18 protein-coding genes and 1 pseudogene are annotated in these 17,327 nt (G+C 72.8%); 18 read left to right on the top strand and 1 reads right to left on the bottom strand.

Annotated features, from left to right (window positions below; genetic code table 11):
* Nucleotides 1-166 precede the first annotated feature (166 nt).
* Complete coding sequence (ffh, locus tag IE225_RS23300) at nucleotides 167-1,717, top strand: signal recognition particle protein (RefSeq protein ID WP_190059550.1); 1,551 nt, start codon at nucleotides 167-169, stop codon at nucleotides 1,715-1,717.
* 204 nt (nucleotides 1,718-1,921) lie between these two features.
* Here ffh and IE225_RS23295 read toward each other — a convergent pair whose 3' ends face one another.
* A complete protein-coding gene (locus tag IE225_RS23295; RefSeq protein ID WP_190059549.1) occupies nucleotides 1,922-2,779 on the bottom strand; it encodes an MDR/zinc-dependent alcohol dehydrogenase-like family protein in 858 nt (285 codons plus the stop codon).
* An 813-nt stretch (nucleotides 2,780-3,592) separates the two neighbouring features.
* On the opposite strand from IE225_RS23295, the gene IE225_RS23290 reads away from it, so the two are divergent.
* From IE225_RS23290 to IE225_RS23210, 17 genes and pseudogenes are all read left to right on the top strand, one after another.
* Entirely contained in the window at nucleotides 3,593-4,195 is a 603-nt protein-coding gene (locus IE225_RS23290; RefSeq protein WP_190059548.1) for a hypothetical protein, read from the top strand.
* Between the two features lie 288 nt (nucleotides 4,196-4,483).
* Nucleotides 4,484-4,903, top strand: coding sequence for a 30S ribosomal protein S16 (gene rpsP / locus IE225_RS23285; protein ID WP_190059547.1), 420 nt, complete (start codon nucleotides 4,484-4,486; stop codon nucleotides 4,901-4,903).
* 2 nt (nucleotides 4,904-4,905) lie between these two features.
* A complete protein-coding gene (locus IE225_RS23280) occupies nucleotides 4,906-5,145 on the top strand; it encodes an RNA-binding protein (RefSeq protein ID WP_190059546.1) in 240 nt (79 codons plus the stop codon).
* Nucleotides 5,146-5,255: 110 nt separating this feature from the next.
* Entirely contained in the window at nucleotides 5,256-5,801 is a 546-nt protein-coding gene (gene rimM / locus IE225_RS23275; protein ID WP_190059545.1) for a ribosome maturation factor RimM, read from the top strand.
* Nucleotides 5,798-6,631, top strand: coding sequence for a tRNA (guanosine(37)-N1)-methyltransferase TrmD (gene trmD / locus IE225_RS23270; protein WP_190059544.1), 834 nt, complete (start codon nucleotides 5,798-5,800; stop codon nucleotides 6,629-6,631). The genes rimM and trmD overlap by 4 nt, the downstream gene beginning before the upstream one ends.
* A 135-nt stretch (nucleotides 6,632-6,766) precedes the next feature.
* The gene (gene rplS / locus IE225_RS23265) at nucleotides 6,767-7,117 is read left to right on the top strand and encodes a 50S ribosomal protein L19 (protein WP_190059543.1); all 351 of its coding nucleotides are present in this window, start codon (nucleotides 6,767-6,769) and stop codon (nucleotides 7,115-7,117) included.
* A 45-nt stretch (nucleotides 7,118-7,162) separates the two neighbouring features.
* Complete coding sequence (gene lepB, locus IE225_RS23260) at nucleotides 7,163-7,984, top strand: signal peptidase I (protein WP_190059542.1); 822 nt, start codon at nucleotides 7,163-7,165, stop codon at nucleotides 7,982-7,984.
* A pseudogene (gene lepB / locus IE225_RS23255) lies at nucleotides 7,977-9,092 on the top strand (signal peptidase I); the annotation flags it as partial. The gene lepB (IE225_RS23260) and the pseudogene lepB (IE225_RS23255), both read left to right, overlap by 8 nt.
* Nucleotides 8,989-9,981 carry a signal peptidase I gene (gene lepB / locus IE225_RS23250; protein WP_190059541.1) on the top strand — a complete coding sequence of 331 codons (993 nt, stop codon included), beginning with the start codon at nucleotides 8,989-8,991 and terminating at the stop codon, nucleotides 9,979-9,981. The pseudogene lepB (IE225_RS23255) and the gene lepB (IE225_RS23250), both read left to right, overlap by 104 nt.
* 283 nt (nucleotides 9,982-10,264) lie before the next feature.
* The gene (gene lepB, locus IE225_RS23245) at nucleotides 10,265-10,999 is read left to right on the top strand and encodes a signal peptidase I (protein WP_190059540.1); all 735 of its coding nucleotides are present in this window, start codon (nucleotides 10,265-10,267) and stop codon (nucleotides 10,997-10,999) included.
* Nucleotides 11,000-11,150: 151 nt separating this feature from the next.
* Nucleotides 11,151-11,666 carry an NUDIX hydrolase gene (locus IE225_RS23240; protein ID WP_190059601.1) on the top strand — a complete coding sequence of 172 codons (516 nt, stop codon included), beginning with the start codon at nucleotides 11,151-11,153 and terminating at the stop codon, nucleotides 11,664-11,666.
* 55 nt (nucleotides 11,667-11,721) lie between these two features.
* Nucleotides 11,722-12,030 (top strand): DUF2469 domain-containing protein, encoded by a 309-nt coding sequence (locus tag IE225_RS23235; RefSeq protein WP_014675276.1) that lies wholly within the window; start codon nucleotides 11,722-11,724, stop codon nucleotides 12,028-12,030.
* Between the two features lie 103 nt (nucleotides 12,031-12,133).
* Nucleotides 12,134-12,535 (top strand): YraN family protein, encoded by a 402-nt coding sequence (locus IE225_RS23230; protein ID WP_190059600.1) that lies wholly within the window; start codon nucleotides 12,134-12,136, stop codon nucleotides 12,533-12,535.
* Nucleotides 12,535-14,160 (top strand): YifB family Mg chelatase-like AAA ATPase, encoded by a 1,626-nt coding sequence (locus tag IE225_RS23225; RefSeq protein ID WP_190059539.1) that lies wholly within the window; start codon nucleotides 12,535-12,537, stop codon nucleotides 14,158-14,160. Before IE225_RS23230 ends, IE225_RS23225 begins: the two co-directional genes overlap by 1 nt.
* A complete protein-coding gene (dprA, locus tag IE225_RS23220) occupies nucleotides 14,157-15,317 on the top strand; it encodes a DNA-processing protein DprA (RefSeq protein ID WP_190059538.1) in 1,161 nt (386 codons plus the stop codon). Before IE225_RS23225 ends, dprA begins: the two co-directional genes overlap by 4 nt.
* A gap of 357 nt (nucleotides 15,318-15,674) precedes the next feature.
* Nucleotides 15,675-16,511 carry an RNA polymerase sigma factor WhiG gene (gene whiG, locus IE225_RS23215; protein ID WP_190059537.1) on the top strand — a complete coding sequence of 279 codons (837 nt, stop codon included), beginning with the start codon at nucleotides 15,675-15,677 and terminating at the stop codon, nucleotides 16,509-16,511.
* A 96-nt stretch (nucleotides 16,512-16,607) separates the two neighbouring features.
* Nucleotides 16,608-17,165, top strand: coding sequence for a TetR/AcrR family transcriptional regulator (locus tag IE225_RS23210; RefSeq protein WP_190059599.1), 558 nt, complete (start codon nucleotides 16,608-16,610; stop codon nucleotides 17,163-17,165).
* Nucleotides 17,166-17,327 lie beyond the last annotated feature (162 nt).

Genomic DNA, 17,327 nt, shown 5'->3' with positions numbered 1-17,327 from the left:
TCCCCGCCCACGGCGGGGGTCCGCTGCCCACGGAGGGGGGTCCGCTGCCCACGGCGGGGGGTCCGCTTCTTCCCGCTGCGCACAGCGGGAGGGAGCGATTCGTTTGCGGGGCCGGATACCCTGGAAGGCGATTCAGCCCATTGCCGACGCGAGGACCGACGCCGCCGTGTTCGATACTCTCTCCGACCGCCTGTCAGCGACTTTCAGGAACCTCCGGGGCAAGGGCAGGTTGTCCGAGGCGGACATCGACGCCACGGCGCGCGAGATCCGCATCGCGCTCCTCGAGGCCGACGTCGCCCTGCCCGTCGTCCGCACGTTCATCAAGAACGTCAAGGAGAGGTGCCTCGGCGCCGAGGTCTCCCGGGCCCTCAACCCCAGCCAGCAGGTCATTAAGATCGTCAACGACGAGCTGGTGCAGATCCTCGGCGGCGAGACCCGGCGGCTGCGGTTCGCCAAGACCCCGCCGACCGTGATCATGCTGGCGGGTCTGCAGGGTGCCGGTAAGACGACCCTGGCGGGCAAGCTCGCCAAGTGGCTCAAGGACCAGGGCCACTCCCCGCTGCTCGTCGCCTGCGACCTGCAGCGGCCCAACGCCGTCAACCAGCTCGGCGTCGTCGCCGAGCGCGCCGGCGTGGCCGTGTACGCGCCCGAGCCGGGCAACGGCGTCGGCGACCCGGTCAAGGTCGCGAAGGACTCGATCGACTACGCCAGGACCAAGGTCCACGACATCGTCATCGTGGACACCGCCGGCCGCCTCGGCATCGACCAGGAGATGATGCAGCAGGCCGCGGACATCCGGGACGCCGTCCACCCCGACGAGATCCTCTTCGTCGTCGACGCCATGATCGGCCAGGACGCCGTCAACACCGCCGAGGCCTTCCGCGACGGCGTCGGCTTCGACGGCGTCGTCCTCACCAAGCTCGACGGCGACGCCCGCGGCGGTGCCGCCCTGTCGATCCGCCAGATCACCGGCAAGCCGATCATGTTCGCGTCGAGCGGCGAGAAGCTGGACGACTTCGACGCGTTCCACCCGGACCGGATGGCCTCCCGCATCCTCGACATGGGTGACCTGCTCACCCTGATCGAGCAGGCGGAGAAGACGTTCAGCCAGGAAGAGGCCGCCAAGATGGCCTCCAAGCTGGCGTCGAAGAAGGGCCAGGACTTCACCCTGGACGACTTCCTGGCCCAGATGGAGCAGGTCCGCAAGATGGGCAGCATCAGCAAGCTGCTCGGCATGCTGCCCGGCATGGGCCAGATCAAGGAGCAGATCCAGAACATCGACGAGCGCGACGTCGACCGCACGGCGGCGATCATCAAGTCGATGACCCCGGCCGAGCGCCAGGACCCGACGATCATCAACGGCTCGCGCCGCGCCCGTATCGCCCGCGGTTCCGGCGTCGAGGTCAGCGCGGTGAAGAACCTGGTCGAGCGGTTCTTCGAGGCCCGCAAGATGATGTCCCGCATGGCTCAGGGCGGCGGCTTCCCTGGCATGCCGGGGATGCCGGGCATGGGCGGCGGCCCGGGCCGGCAGAAGAAGCAGAACAACAAGAAGGCCAAGGGCAAGCAGCGCTCCGGCAACCCGATGAAGCGCAAGCAGCAGGAGCAGGAGGCCGCCGCGCGCCGCGCCGCCGCCGCTCAGGGCGGGGCCTTCGGACTGCCGCAGCAGAACGGGCAGAACTTCGAACTGCCCGACGAGTTCAAGAAGTTCATGGGCTGACCGGCGTTCGTGGGCCGGCCGAAGCGCGTGGGCTGACCGGCTTTCCTGGGTCGGCCGAAGCCCACGGGCCGATTCCGGGGCCGCCGCCGGACCCGGCCGGATCCCGCCGTGGACATCCGGCCGATCCCGCTCCGGGCGGCAGCCGCTCGGGGGATCACGGCTTCGGGAACGCGCGCGTCCACGGCCCCGGACGCCGGTCGGCGCTCACGCCGTGCGCGCGATGAGGTACCGGAACACGTTCGGCATCCACACGGTGCCGTCCCGCCGCCGGTACGGGTGCAGCGCCTCGGTCAGCTCCTTGTCCACCTGCTTGTCGTCGGTGGCGTCGATCGCCGCGTCGAACAGCCCGGTGGACAGCAGTCCGCGCACCGCGCTGTCCATGTCGGCGTAGCCGAAGGGGCAGGCGACGCGCCCGGAGCCGTCCGGCCTGAGGCCCACGCGCCCGGCGACCTCCTCCAGGTCGTCGCGCAGGGCGGGCCGCCAGCAGCCGGTGCCGGGCAGCGGCTCGGCGAGCTTGGCCGCGACCTTCAGCACCGACGTCGTGGTGCAGCGTTCGGGCGGCCCCCAGCCGACCAGCACCACCGGGGCCCCGTGCTCGGCGAGCGGCGTGGCCCGCGCCAGCAGCTCGCCCAGGTCCTCCGCGTCGCCGTCCAGGCAGCCGATCGGTTCGAAGGCCGTCACCACCGTGTACGCGGGCTCCCCGGTGCCGGCCGCGTCCTGCGGCGGCCCGTCGAGCAGCCGGGTGGCCGCACGCGCGCGCGTGTCCCCCGCGTCCGCGGCGAGCCGCTCGCGCGCGAGGGCGAGCCGCTCCGGGAACGACGTGTCGACACCGGTGATCGTGGCGCCCCGCGAGGCCGCCATCAGCAGGGCCAGTCCGGAGCCACAGCCCAGGCCCAGCAGCCGTGTGCCGGGGCCCACGTCCAGTCGCTCGTAGACGGCCTCGTACAGCGGAACGAGCATCCGCTCCTGTATCTCGGACCAGTCACGCGCGCGTGCACGCGGATCCACGCGGGACGTGGATCCCGCGTGGGGCCGGTGCTGCCGCACGAGCGAAGGTGTCATAGATAAGCGCCCCATTCCGACGAGAGTTGCCTGTTGCCCGTTTCCCGTTTCCCTGGCCCCCGTGCAGTGCGCTCGCACTCCCTCCCGTATGCCAGAAAACTCCGACCCCGACCCGTCGTCCAGGGGTTGAAGGGCCTCGGTTGCGCCTCGGCCGTGCGCCGTGGCGAGAATTCATCTCCCGGCAACACGGGCCCGTGCTCTTACGCCGCGGCCGAGGCGCCGGTGCCCGCCCCGCGGGCGGACGACTTCCCGTGCAGGCAACAGGACTTGATCGACAGGACCGAGCCGGCCGGCGACGGGCCGGTGCGCGGCGCCACGGCCGTCCGGCCGCACGGACACGGGCCGTGGGAGCGGACGCGGGCGGCGCCGGTGGGGAGGGTGGGGCCGGGCGCGCATTCCGCGGGCGGCGCCCGGCGGGGAGGGCACGGCCGGGCGCGGCGGGCACGCGGCGGCCGTACGGTGTCCGGCCGCCGAGGACGGGCCGGTGCCGGACGCCGACGGCGCACCCGGTAACGTCGTGATCGCCGTGCGCGCTTACTGGGGTACGGGGCGGGCACCCGCGGTACGTCCGAAACGTCTCTTGCGCACCTGCGGACCACCGGCGTCGCGGCGCGCGGACCCCGTCTACGCGCCCCGGCGTACCCGCGCCGTACGGGGCGCTACGCACCGGCTTGGTACGAGCTGTGCGGCTTCTCCGCAGATCAGCGCACCCGCCCTCGTCGGGACGCATCAGCGGCAACTGACGGGTACGTGCAAATTATTTGGGATGCCCCGGAATAGGAACACAGCGGCACCGAGGCTCGTTGTCGTTACGTGAGCACGACACCACCTGTACTCGCCGCAGAGCTGGCGCAGGCGTGGGCCGACATTCAGCGGCACCACCCCGAGCTGCCCGATCTCGCCGCACCCGAGTCCCTGATCGGAGAGTCGTCGTCCGCCTGCGGGCACGAGCTCTCCTTCGAGCGACTGCTCCATGAGGCAGTCCACGGCATCGCGGCCGCACGCGGAATCCGCGACACCTCCCGCGCCGGCCGCTACCACAACCGCAGATTCCTCGCGATCGCCGAGGAGCTGGGCCTGGACCACCCCGCGGAGCCGCATCCCAGCAGCGGCTTCTCGCTGGTCACGCTCAGCCCCGAGGCCAAGCGCCGCTACCGCCCGACGATCGAGCGCCTGCAGCGGGCCCTGAAGGCGCACTCCGCCGCGACCGCGGCCGACACCGCCCGCACGTTCCGCGGCCCGGCCGCCCGCCACGGCTCCTCCGGCGGCGGCGTCCGGGTCAAGGCCGTCTGCGACTGCGGACGCAACGTGCGGGTCGTCCCCTCGGTCCTGGCCCAGGCCCCCATCGTCTGCGGCGGCTGCGGCAAGCCGTTCCGCATCCCCGAGCAGGAGGTCGTGGGCGCGGGGTCCCGCTGAGGACGCGGCTGCTCGTGGCAGCCGCGTCCCCGGCGACTCCCGCCGGCGCCGGGACAAGGCACCCGACGTACTGCGCCGCCGCGCCGGGTGCCGCTTCGGTGTGCCCGCGCGCGGACACCTCGGTCGGAAGCGACCCGCCGGGTATGGCACAATGGCTAGCTGTACTCGACAGCCGCACAGGATCCCTCTCTCCTCCGGCTGACGCGTCCACCGGACACTCGGACACCGCAGCCCCACGCGGTGGCTCCGCCGTGCCCACACCACGTCAAACCAGGAGATCCCACTCCCGTGGCAGTCAAGATCAAGCTGAAGCGTCTGGGCAAGATCCGTTCGCCTCACTACCGGATCGTCGTCGCCGACTCCCGTACCCGCCGTGACGGCCGGGCCATCGAGGAGATCGGCAAGTACCACCCGACGTACAACCCGTCGGTGATCGAGGTCGACTCCGAGCGTGTGGCGTACTGGCTCTCGGTCGGCGCTCAGCCCACCGAGCCCGTGCTCGCCCTCCTCAAGAAGACCGGCGACTGGCAGAAGTTCAAGGGCGAGCCCGCCCCGGAGCCCCTGCTGCAGCCGGCGGAGAAGCCCGCGCGCCCGTCGTTCGAGTCGCTCACCGGCGAGGACGAGGCCAAGGGTGAGGCGATCACCCAGAAGAAGAAGGCCGACAAGAAGGACGAGGCCGCGGCCGCGTCCGAGTCGACCGAGGCCTGAGCATGCTCGAGGAGGCTCTCGAGCACCTCGTGAAGGGCATCGTCGACAACCCTGACGATGTGCAGGTAGCCTCGCGCACCCTGCGTCGCGGGCGTGTGCTCGAGGTCCGGGTCCACCCCGACGACCTCGGCAAGGTGATCGGCCGCGGTGGTCGTACCGCGCGCGCTCTGCGCACCGTCGTGGGCGCCATCGGCGGCCGCGGCGTCCGCGTCGACCTCGTCGACGTCGACCACGTCCGCTGACGTCTCGCACAGCACCGGCTCGGGCCGGGGAGGGCCGCAGGGCCGTCCCCGGCCCGTAGTCGTGGCGGCCGTTCCCGGCCGGCAGCCGTAGACCAGGAGAACCAACCACCGTGCAGCTGGTAGTCGCTCGCATCGGCCGTGCCCACGGCATCAAGGGCGAGGTCACCGTCGAGGTCCGCACCGACGAACCCGAGCTCAGGCTCGCCCCCGGCGCCGTCCTGGCCACCGACCCGCCCACCGCGGGACCGCTGACCATCGCGTCGGGCCGCGTGCACAGCGGCCGCCTGCTGCTGCGCTTCGAGGGCGTCGAGGACCGCAACGCCGCCGAGGCGCTGCGCAACACCCTGCTGATCGCCGAGGTCGATCCCGACGAACTGCCCGAGGGCGAGGACGAGTACTACGACCACCAGCTCATCGACCTCGACGTCGTCACCGAGGACGGCGCGGAGGTGGGCCGCGTCACCGAGGTCGTGCACCTGCCCTCGCAGGACTTGTTCGTGGTGGAGCGGCCCGACGGCGGTGAGGTGATGATCCCGTTCGTGCGGGAGATCGTCACCGAGATCGACCTGGCGGAGCAGAAGGCCGTCATCGACCCGCCGCCCGGCCTCATCGACGACCGCGCGGAGATCGCCTCGTCCCGGGACGACAGCGCATGAGGCTCGACGTCGTCACGATCTTCCCGGAGTACCTGGAGCCGCTGAACGTCTCCCTGGTCGGCAAGGCACGCGCGCGCGGCCGGCTCGACGTGCACGTGCACGACCTGCGCGCGTGGACCCACGACCGCCACCACACGGTCGACGACACGCCGTACGGCGGCGGCCCCGGCATGGTCATGATGACCGGGCCCTGGGGCGAGGCCCTGGACACCGTCCTGGCCGACGGCTACGAGGCGGGCGCCCGCACGCCGGCGCTCGTCGTGCCCACGCCCAGCGGTCGGCCGTTCACCCAGGAACTCGCCGTCGAGTTCTCCGAGCGCCCCTGGCTGATCTTCACGCCCGCCCGCTACGAGGGCATCGACCGGCGCGTCGTCGACGAGTACGCGACCCGGATGCCGGTGTACGAGGTGTCCATCGGCGACTACGTCCTGGCCGGCGGCGAGGCCGCCGTCCTGGTCATCACCGAGGCCGTGGCCCGGCTGCTGCCCGGAGTGCTCGGCAACGCCGAGTCGCACCGGGACGACTCCTTCGCGCCCGGCGCCATGGCCAACCTCCTGGAGGGCCCCGTCTACACCAAGCCGCCCCTCTGGCGCGGCCGGGGCGTGCCCGAGGTGCTGCTCAGCGGCCACCACGGGAGGATCGCCCGCTGGCGCCGCGACGAGGCCCTGAAGCGGACCACCGCCCACCGGCCCGACCTCATCGAGCGCTGCCCGCCGGAGGCCTTCGACAAGAAGGACCGCGAGACGCTCTCGCTCCTCGGCTGGAGCCCGGACCCGGCGGGAGAGCCCTACGGGCGATTTTGGTGCAGGCCGAAGGCCGTGGAACAATAGGCCGCTGTTGTGCGCTCGTTTGGCGTGCGCCCTGCCACAGGGGGAGACGACGCCCGCTCCGAGCACGCGCAACGCTCATCCAGAACCTCTAGCTCCCGTCGATGACCTGTGGCATCGGCGAAGAAAGCGGACGACATGTCTCACCTGCTCGACTCCGTCGACGCTGCCTCGCTGCGCAGCGACATCCCGGCCTTCCGTCCGGGCGACACCGTCAACGTCCACGTGCGCGTGGTCGAGGGCAACCGTTCCCGTGTGCAGCAGTTCAAGGGCGTCGTGATCCGCCGCCAGGGCTCCGGCGTCCGCGAGACCTTCACGGTCCGCAAGGTCTCCTTCGGCGTCGGCGTCGAGCGCACCTTCCCGGTGCACACGCCGATCGTCGAGAAGATCGAGCTCGTCACCCGCGGTGACGTGCGCCGCGCCAAGCTCTACTACCTGCGCGAGCTGCGCGGCAAGGCCGCCAAGATCAAGGAGAAGCGCGAGAGCTGAGCGCCTCCGGTACGTCCCGGCGGGGCCGGATAGCATCTGGCTCCGATGGACACCGAAGCACAGCAGACGAAGCGCGACCGCTCCTTTCGCCCGTCCGGCTCCGCACCGGCCCCCGCCACGGGGAGCCCGGAGCCGGCGGCGCGGGAGGGGCGGTCGCGCTTCGCGTTGCGCGCCTACCTCGGCAGGACCGCGGACTGGCTGCCCAGCGGACGGCTCACCCTCACCGCCTTCGCCTGCCTGCTCTTCCTGCTGCTGCTCAGCACCTTTGTCGTGCAGCCGTTCCAGATCCCCAGCGGATCGATGGAGCGCGGATTGAGGATCGGGGACCGCGTTCTCGTAAATAAGTTGGCGTACCGTTTCGGTGCCCGGCCGCGGCGCGGCGATGTCGTCGTATTCGACGGCACCGGGTACTTCGGGCACGCCGACTACATCAAACGCGTTGTCGGTGTGGGTGGAGACCATGTGGTCTGCTGTGACAAGGAGGGGAGGATCCAGGTGAACGGCCGGTCGGTGGACGAGTCGGGCTTCCTGTACCCCGGCGACAGCCCGTCCACGGTGCCCTTCGACGTCGTCGTACCCGACGGCCGTCTGTTCGTCCTCGGCGACCACCGCAGCGACTCCAGCGACTCCCGCGATCACCTCGGCTCGCCGGGCGGCGGCATGGTGCCCGTCGCGGACGTCGTCGGCCGCGCCGACTGGATCGCCTGGCCCCCCGGCCACTGGACCCGCCTGCACCGCCCCGGCGCCTACGCGCGCGTGCCCGCCCCCGGCGCGAACCCCCGGGCGGCGAGCGCACCCGGGGCGACGGGCGGCGCGGGCGCCCGGGAGGCGAGCGCGCCACGGACGACGGGCGGTGCCCATGGGTAACCGCGGCAGACCGCGGCGCGGCGCTCCCGTCACCGCCGTCGACAGCCTCCTGCCCACCGGCGCCCGCCGCGCCGCCGGGGCCGGTGTCGCCGGCCGCACCCGCGTCGAGCGGCGCAAGCTGCAGCGCAAGGTCAAGCGCAAGCGCAGGCGTTCGGCCGTGAAGGAGATCCCCCTTCTCGTCGGCGTCGCGGTCCTCATCGCCCTGGTTTTGAAGACGTTCCTCGTCCAGGCCTTCGTGATCCCGTCCGGCTCCATGGAGCAGACGATCCGCATCGGCGACCGCGTCCTGGTCGACAAGCTCACCCCGTGGTTCGGCTCCAAGCCCCAGCGCGGGGACGTCGTCGTCTTCCACGACCCGGGCGGCTGGCTGGCGGACGAGCAGGTCAAGAAGAAGAACGACCCGGTCGTCGTCAAGCAGGTCAAGGAGGGCCTGACCTTCATCGGCCTGCTGCCCTCCGACAACGAGAAGGACCTCATCAAGCGCGTCGTCGGCGTCGGCGGCGACCACGTCAAGTGCTGCGACGCCCAGGGACGCGTCACCGTCAACGGCGTTCCCCTGAACGAGGACTACCTCTATCCCGGCAACGCCCCCTCCACGACCTCGTTCGACATCACCGTCCCCCAGGGACGGCTGTGGGTGATGGGCGACCACCGGGCCAACTCCGCGGACTCCCGCTTCCACCAGGACACCGACTACGGCGGCACGGTCTCCGAGCGCTCGGTGGTGGGGCGGGCCATGGTCATCGCCTGGCCCTTCGGGCACTGGAGTACGTTGAAGGAACCGAAAACGTACGCTTCCGTGGGCGACGCGGCGCCCGCGTCGACCGCGGCCCCCCGCACGTCGCATAAGGTGGCCTCCGACGACCCGGAGGGCGCGCATCCGAACGGAATGCATCCGAACGGGGTGGTTCAGCTCCCGAGCCCTGCGGAACTCCCGCTCGTTATGGGAGTGGTGGGCCTGCACCGCGTGTGGAGCAGGCCGCGGGACAGAGTGAGGAGTTGGCGTGGGGGATGTGGCGGTTGGCGCACGGTCCGGACACGACGGCGAGGAACACCGCGGGCACCCCGTGGCGGCTTCCTCCGCGGGCGGCGCCGCGACCTCCGGGAGCGTATCCGGAGCGGCCGAGGACGACAGGGTGACGGGCGAGCAGAACCAGACCGAGGAACCGCAGCACAGGAATGCCCCCGGGCAGGACGGCGAGCAGCAGAGGGCCAGGAGGCCACGCTCCTTCTGGAAGGAGCTGCCGATCCTGATCGTGATCGCGCTGGTGCTGGCGCTGCTGATCAAGACGTTCCTGGTGCAGGCGTTCTCCATCCCGTCCGCCTCCATGCAGAACACCCTGCAGATGGGTGACCGCGTCCTGGTCGACAAGCTCACCCCGTGGTTCGGCGCCGAGCCCGAGCGCGGCGAGGTCGTCGTCTTCCACGACCCCGACAACTGGCTGGCCGGCGAGCCGGTGGCCCAGCCGAACGCCCTGCAGACGGTCCTCGGCTGGATCGGCCTCATGCCGTCCGCGGACGAGCGGGACCTGATCAAGCGCGTCATCGGCGTCGGCGGCGACACCGTCGAGTGCAAGGGCAGCACCCCGCTCAAGGTCAACGGCCACCCGCTCGACGAGCCCTACGTCTACCCCGGCAACACGCCGTGCAGCGTCGACGACCAGGGCGGCCAGTTCAAGGTCAAGGTCCCCGAGGGCTACATCTGGGTCATGGGCGACCACCGCCAGGACTCGCGCGACTCCCGCTACAACCAGACCGACGCGCACCACGGCATGGTCCCGGTCAAGGACGTCGTCGGGCGCGCCATCGTCGTCGCCTGGCCGATCAACCGCTGGGACACCCTGCCGGTTCCGGACACCTTCGACCAGGCCGGCAACGACCGGCAGTCCTCCGCGTCCGCCGCCCTGACGGCGGCCCCGCAGGGCCTCGCGCTGCTCGGCGTGGCACCGGTGGTGGTGTGGCGCAGGCGGCGGAGGAGGAGGCCCGAGGGGCGCTGAGCGCGCGCCCGGAGGCACGGGGGCGCTGAGCACGGCGTCGAGGGGCTGAGCACGGCGTCGAGGGGGGGGAGTGCGCCGAGCGCGGCGCCGGAAGGACGGGGTGCTGAGCGCGGCGGTGCCGTAGGGGTGAGCCGGGCGGGGCCCGTGCGGCGTTGCGGCCAGGGGCGGAACCGGGTGGAACCCCCGCCGGGGCCCGGGGCGGAGCGTTCGGGACGGTCGTCCCGCGGCCTGCCGGGCCGGGTGGGTGGGCCCGCCCCGGTACCGGCAGGTAGGGTGCACACCCATGGGTGGCGAGAGCACGACACGGACAGGACAACGCCTGTCGAACCTGGCGGTGGCGCTGGGCCTGGTGTTGTTCCTCGGCGGATTCGCCTGGGGCGCGGTCGTCTACCGGCCGTACACGGTCCCCACCAGCTCCATGACCCCGACCATCGACGCCGGCGCCCGCGTCCTCGCCCAGCGCGTCGACAGCGGCGACATACGCCGCGGTGACGTCGTCGTCTTCACCGACAGGACCTGGGTGACCAACGCCCCCGTCGTCAAGCGCGTGGTCGCCGTCGGCGGCGACACGGTCGCCTGCTGCACCAACGGCAGGCTGACCGTCAACGGCAAGCAGATCGACGAGCCCTATCTGCCCAAGGGCAGCACCGCCGAGATCACGAACTTCCCGGAGGTCACCGTCCCCAAGGGCCGCCTGTTCCTGCTCGGCGACGAGCGTCAGGGCTCCCTGGACTCCACCGCCCACCTCACGGACGCGGCCCGCGGCACGGTGGCGCGCAGCGCCGTCACCGCCCGTGTCGACGCCGTCGTGTGGCCCATGAAGGGCATGCTGAAGCGGCCAACGGGCTTCGAGGCGCTCGGCCCGCTCTCCCGGCCCGGCCCGCTGCGCACGATCTTTGCCTTGATCATCACGGGGGCCGTTCTCGTCCTCGGCGGCGGCGCCTACGGCCCGGTGGCCAAGCGGGTCGGCTCCCGCACCCGTCCCCGCACGCGCACGGAGCCCGCCGGTGCCCGCTGAGGACACGGGGCAGGACACCGCGACCGGCGGACCGGGCCGGCCGTACGGTGCGGAGCCGCGGGACCGCGAGCCGCACGGTGCGGAGCTGTACGACGGGGAGCCGCACGGCGTGGAATCGCAGATCGGGGAGCCGCACGGCGCGGAGCCGCAGATCGGGGAGTCGCACAGCGCGGAGCCGCAGATCGGGGAGCTCCGCAAGGTCTCCCGCGTCGTCCTGCTCGACCCGCAGGACCGCATCCTGCTGCTGCACGGGCACGAACCGGGCGATCCGGCCGACGACTGGTGGTTCACCCCCGGCGGCGGCCTGGAGGGCGACGAGACGCGGGAGGAGGCCGCCCTGCGGGAACTCGCCGAGGAGACCGGCATCACCGACGTCGAGCTCGGCCCGGTGGTGTGGCGGCGCACGTGCTCGTTCCCGTTCGCGGGGCGCCGCTGGAACCAGGACGAGTGGTACTACCTGGCCCGTACCACCCGGACCGAGACCGTGGCGGCGGGCCTGACCGACCTGGAGCGGCGCAGCGTCGCCGGGGCGCGCTGGTGGACGTGTCAGGAACTGACCCGGTCACATGAGACGGTGTATCCGACCAGACTCGCCGAGCTGCTGCGCAGGCTGCTCGACGAGGGTCCCCCGGCCGGCCCCGTGACCCTGGACACCGAAATCGTCTAGAGGCCCGCGGGACTGGCGCACAATGGTGGGACGCACGGCTGAAGGGGAACATGCCATGAGCGCCGAGGACCTCGAGAAGTACGAGACCGAGATGGAGCTCAAGCTCTACCGGGAGTACCGCGATGTCGTCGGTCTGTTCAAATACGTGATCGAGACCGAGCGGCGCTTCTACCTGACCAACGACTACGAGATGCAGGTGCACTCGGTCCAGGGCGAGGTGTTCTTCGAGGTCACGATGGCGGATGCCTGGGTGTGGGACATGTACCGGCCGGCCCGGTTCGTGAAGCAGGTCCGTGTGCTCACATTCAAGGACGTGAACATCGAGGAGCTCAACAAGAGCGACCTGGAGCTGCCGGGCGGCTGAGCCCGCCCGGGGTCTCCCCGCCTGGGGCCTCACCCGAACGGGTGAGGCCTTTTTCCACAACCGCCGAGTGATCCACCAAGATCCACTCTTTGGCCCGGTGTGCGTGATCGTTGGCGCCGGAGGTGGTGCCGACATGAACACCCAGCACGCACGCAGCGCACTCGGCAGGTACGGCGAGGAACTGGCCGCCCGGCGGCTGACGGAAACCGGCATGACGGTCCTGGAGCGCAACTGGCGCTGCGGCCGCACCGGCGAGATCGACATCGTGGCCCGGGACGGCGACGTCCTGGTGATCTGCGAGGTGAAGGCCCGCCGGGCCGGACGCTACGAGCATCCGATGGCCGCCGTCACCCCGGGGAAGGCGCAGCGGCTGCGCGACCTGGCCGAGCGGTGGATCCGGACGCACGGCGGCGCACCACCGGGCGGCGTCCGCATCGACCTGGTCGGCGTCCTGCTGCCCCGGCGCGGCGCACCCGTCGTCGAGCACGTCCGGGGGGTGGCGTGATGGGATTCGCCCGCACGTGCTCCGTCGCCCTCGTCGGCGTCGAGGGCGTCGTCGTCGAGGTCCAGGCCGACCTCGAACCGGGCGTGGCCGCCTTCACCCTCGTCGGCCTGCCCGACAAGAGCCTGACCGAGAGCCGGGACCGGGTACGGGCCGCGGTGGTCAACTCGGGCGCCGAGTGGCCGCAGAAAAAGCTCACCGTCGGGCTCAGCCCGGCCTCGGTCCCCAAGGCCGGCAGCGGCTTCGACCTCGCCGTCGCCTGCGCCGTGCTCGGTGCCGCCGAGCGGATCGACCCGCGGGTGCTCGCCGACGTCGTGATGATCGGGGAACTGGGCCTGGACGGCCGGGTGCGCCCGGTGCGCGGCGTCCTGCCCGCGGTCCTGGCCGCCGCGGACGCCGGGTACGAGCAGGTCGTCGTGCCGGAGTGCGCCGCCGCCGAGGCCTCCCTGGTGCCCGGCGTGTCCGTGCTCGGCATTCGCAGCCTGCGGCAGCTGATCGCGGTCCTGACCGACGAGCCCGTGCCCGACGAGGAACCGGACCAGCAGGGCCGCCCCGACCCGCTTCTGGCCGGCCTGCGCATGCCCGGCACGGGCGCGGCCACCGGCCTGCACGACGTGGGCGCCGTCCCGCACGACCACGGACACGACCTGGCCGACGTCGTCGGCCAGCTCTCCGCTCGCACGGCCCTGGAGGTGGCCGCGGCCGGCGGGCACCACCTCTTCCTGGAGGGACCGCCCGGCGCGGGCAAGACCATGCTCGCCGAGCGGCTGCCCGCGGTCCTGCCCCGGCTCGGCCGGCAGGAGTCCCTGGAGGTCACCGCGGTGCACTCGGTCGCCGGGCTGCTGCCGCCCGGCAAGCCCCTGATCGACGTCGCCCCCTACTGCGCCCCGCACCACTCCGCCACCATGCAGGCCCTCGTCGGCGGCGGCCAGGGCGTCGCACGCCCCGGCGCGGTCTCCCTCGCCCACCGCGGCGTGCTCTTCCTCGACGAGACCCCCGAGTTCAGCAGCCGGGCCCTCGACGCGCTGCGCCAGCCCCTGGAGGCCGGGCACGTGGTGATCGCCCGCAGCGCCGGAGTGGTGCGCTTCCCCGCGAAATTCCTGATGGTGCTCGCCGCCAATCCCTGTCCCTGCGGCCGCTTCTCCCGGACGGGCACCCTGTGCGAGTGCCCGCCCTCGGTGATCCGCCGCTACCAGGCCCGGCTCTCCGGCCCGCTGCTGGACCGGGTGGACCTGCGGGTCGAGGTGGACGCCGTCACCCGCGGCGAGCTGACCGCGCGCGGTGCCCGGGGCGAGTCCACCGCGGCGGTCGCCGCGCGGGTGCGGGCGGCCAGGGAGCGCGCCACCGCCCGCCTCGTCGGCACCCCCTGGCGCACCAACGGCGAGGTGCCCGGACGCGAGCTGCGCAGCCGCTGGCGCGCCGGGCCCGGGGCGATGGACGAGGCCGAGCGGAACCTGGAGCGGGGCGTGCTCACGGCCCGCGGACTCGACCGCGTCCTGCGCGTCGCCTGGACCGTCGCCGACCTGGCCGGACACGACCGGCCCGACGCGGGCGACGTCGCCCTGGCCCTGCAGCTGCGCACGGGCGTCCCGCGCGGCGTGCCCATGGCGATCGGGGCGCCGGTGTGAGCGCCGCCGAAACCCCCGGCGGCGAGCTGCTCGCCCGGGTCTTCCTCAGCCGCGTCACCGAACCGGGGGACGAGGCCGTGGGGAAGTGGGTGCGGGAACACGGGGTGCGGGAGGTGGCCCGGCGGCTGCGGGAGGGCGGCCGGCCCCTGCCCGGGGTGAGCGACAGACGGTGGGCGGGGCTGCGGGCGCGTGCCGTGCGGGCCGAGCCGGAGCGGGACCTCGCCGCGGCCCACGCGGCCGGGGCGAGGTTCGTGGGCCCGGGCGGCCCCGAGTGGCCCGCGCAGCTCGACGACCTGGGGGATGCCCGGCCCGTGGGACTGTGGGTGCGCGGCCGCCCCAGCCTGCGGATGTGGGCGCTGCGCTCGGTGGCGGTCGTCGGCGCCCGCGCCTGCACCGAGTACGGCGCGCACATGGCGGCCATCCTCGCCGCGGAGCTCGCCGAGCGCGGCTGGGTCGTGGTGTCGGGCGGCGCCTACGGCATCGACGGCGCCGCCCACCGGGGCGCCCTGGGCGCCGGCGGAGCCACCGTCGCCGTCCTGGCCTGCGGCGTCGACCGGGCCTACCCGCGCGGACACGCCGAGCTGATCACCAGGATCGCGGCACAGGGGATCCTCGTCGGGGAATTGCCGCCGGGCGAGCATCCGACACCGAACCGCTTTATCGTGCGCAACCGGGTCATCGCGGCCCTCACCCGGGGCACCGTGGTCGTCGAGGCCGCCCACCGCAGCGGCTCGTTGATCACGGCGCGGGCGGCGCAGCGCCTCGGCCGCCACACCATGGGGGTGCCGGGGCCGGCCACCAGCAGCCTCTCCGCGGGCGTGCACGAGCTGCTGCGCGGTGAGGCGGTGCTGGTCACCGACGCCGCGGAAGTCGTCGAGCTGGTGGGCGACATGGGCGAGCTCGCCCCCGAGCGGCGCGGGCCCGTGCTGCCGCGCGACCTGCTGGAACCCCGGGCGCGGCGGGTCCTGGCCGCACTGCCCGGGCGCGGCGCGGCACCGGTGGACGAGATCGCCCGCGGCGCGCAGACCACACAGGACGACGCGGTCGCGCGGCTGTACGAGCTCCGGGCCCTGGGCTACGTCGAACGACATGGCGACGGCTGGAAGTTGACACGCCAGGCGGTGCTCTCGGCGCGCGCCGGCCGGATCCGGAGTTGACCGGGGGCGTTCGGCCGTACGGGGGAACCTCGACACCCTTGGAGCAGCGCGGAGTTGACGTTCCCACCGGTCGATTCACGGGGGTGGAACCGCCCGGACGCGACACCCAGCGGAACGTATCTGCGTCCGCTGCGCCCGCCTGCGTGCGCACACCGCGACAGTGCAGTCACGCTACGCTCACGAGGATCCCGGTGCAGACGGCAGGAACCGGACAGGAACCAGACAGGCCAGACAGGAACGAGACAGGAACCGGACCGGACTCCCGGCCGGACTCCCGACGAGACAGGCGATCACGGCCCCGCGGCGACACACCCCACACCACCCACCAGTCCACGGCAGAACGGCACAAGGCGACGAATGCCCCAGCACACCTCCGGATCCGACCGGGCGGCGCTCCCCCCAGCCGCCCGCGACGGTGGCGGCGTGCGGCCGCCCGCTCCCTCGACGCTCGACGAACTGTGGCGGTCGTACAAGGCGACGGGGGACGAGCGGCTGCGCGAGCAGCTGATCCTGCACTACTCGCCGCTGGTGAAGTACGTGGCCGGCCGCGTCAGCGTGGGGCTGCCGCCCAACGTCGAGCAGGCGGACTTCATCTCTTCCGGAGTGTTCGGACTGATCGACGCGATCGAGAAGTTCGACCTCGACCGGGAGATCAAGTTCGAGACGTACGCGATCACCCGGATCCGCGGGGCGATGATCGACGAGCTGCGGGCGCTGGACTGGATCCCGCGCTCGGTGCGGCAGAAGGCACGCAGGGCCGAGCGTGCCTACGCCACCTTGGAGGCGCGGCTGCGGCGCACCCCGACCGAGGCGGAGGTGGCCGACGAGATGGGCGTCACGGTGGAGGAGCTCCACGCGGTCTTCAGTCAGGTGTCGCTGGCCAACGTGGTCGCCCTGGAGGAGCTGCTGCACGTCGGGGGCGAGAGCGGGGACCGGCTGGTGGACACGCTGGAGGACACCGCCGCCGACAACCCGGTGGAGGTGGCCGAGGACCGGGAGCTGCGCCGGTTTTTGGCGCGGGCCATCAACACGCTGCCCGAGCGTGAGAAGACCGTCGTCACGCTGTACTACTACGAGGGCCTCACGCTCGCCGAGATCGGCAACGTGCTCGGGGTCACCGAGAGCCGGGTCAGCCAGATCCACACCAAGTCGGTGCTGCAGCTGCGGGCGAAGCTGGCGAGCTTCGGGCGCTGAGGCGCGGGCGCCGCCGGCGCGACCGGCGTGCTCGCCTCCCTCCGGGCGGGGGCCCGTCCGTACAGTGGTGGCGTGCCAAGGATTCGAGCGGCCTCCGTGGCCGAGCACCGGTCGATGCAGCGCGCCGCCCTGCTGGACGCGGCCCGGGCCCTGCTGTCGGAGGGCGGGACGGAGGCCCTGACCTTCCCGGCCCTGGCCGAGCGGACGGGGCTGGCACGCTCCTCGGTGTACGAGTACTTCAGGTCCCGGGCCGCCGTCGTCGAGGAGCTGTGTGCGGTCGACTTCCCCGTGTGGGCGGCCGAGGTGTCCGCGGCCATGGAGCAGGCGGACACCGCCGAGGGCAGGGTCGAGGCGTACGTGCGGCGGCAGCTGGACCTGGTCGGGGACCGGCGGCACCGGGCCGTGGTGGCGATCTCGGCGCGGGAGCTCGACGCGGGTGCCCGGGAGAGGATCCGGGCCGCGCACGGGGGGCTCGTCGCGATGATCGTCCAGGCGCTGGAGGAGCTGGGGCATCCGCGGCCCCGGCTGGGCGCCATGCTGCTGCAGGGGGTCGTGGACGCGGCCGTGCGGCGGATCGAGCTCGGCGCCGCGGAGGATCCCGCGACGATCGCGGACGCGGCGGTGGCCATGGCCCTGAGGGGCGTCACCGGCTGACTTCCCGGGCGACGCCCGCCGAGCCCCGACGGCGTTACCGGCCGGCCTCCCGGGCGTCCTCCGCCGAGCCCCGAGGGCGTCACCGGCTCGGGCCCGGAGGACGTCGCCGGCCGAGGCCCGAGGACGCCGCCGTCCGGTCGCTTCCCGCCCCGGTGCCGGGTG

It is taken from the genome of Streptomyces echinoruber (assembly GCF_014651135.1).
Taxonomy (GTDB): Bacteria; Actinomycetota; Actinomycetes; order Streptomycetales; family Streptomycetaceae; genus Streptomyces; species Streptomyces echinoruber.
The sequence above is the reverse complement of the archived record's forward strand: the minus strand, read 5'-3'. Positions and strand labels throughout refer to the sequence as shown.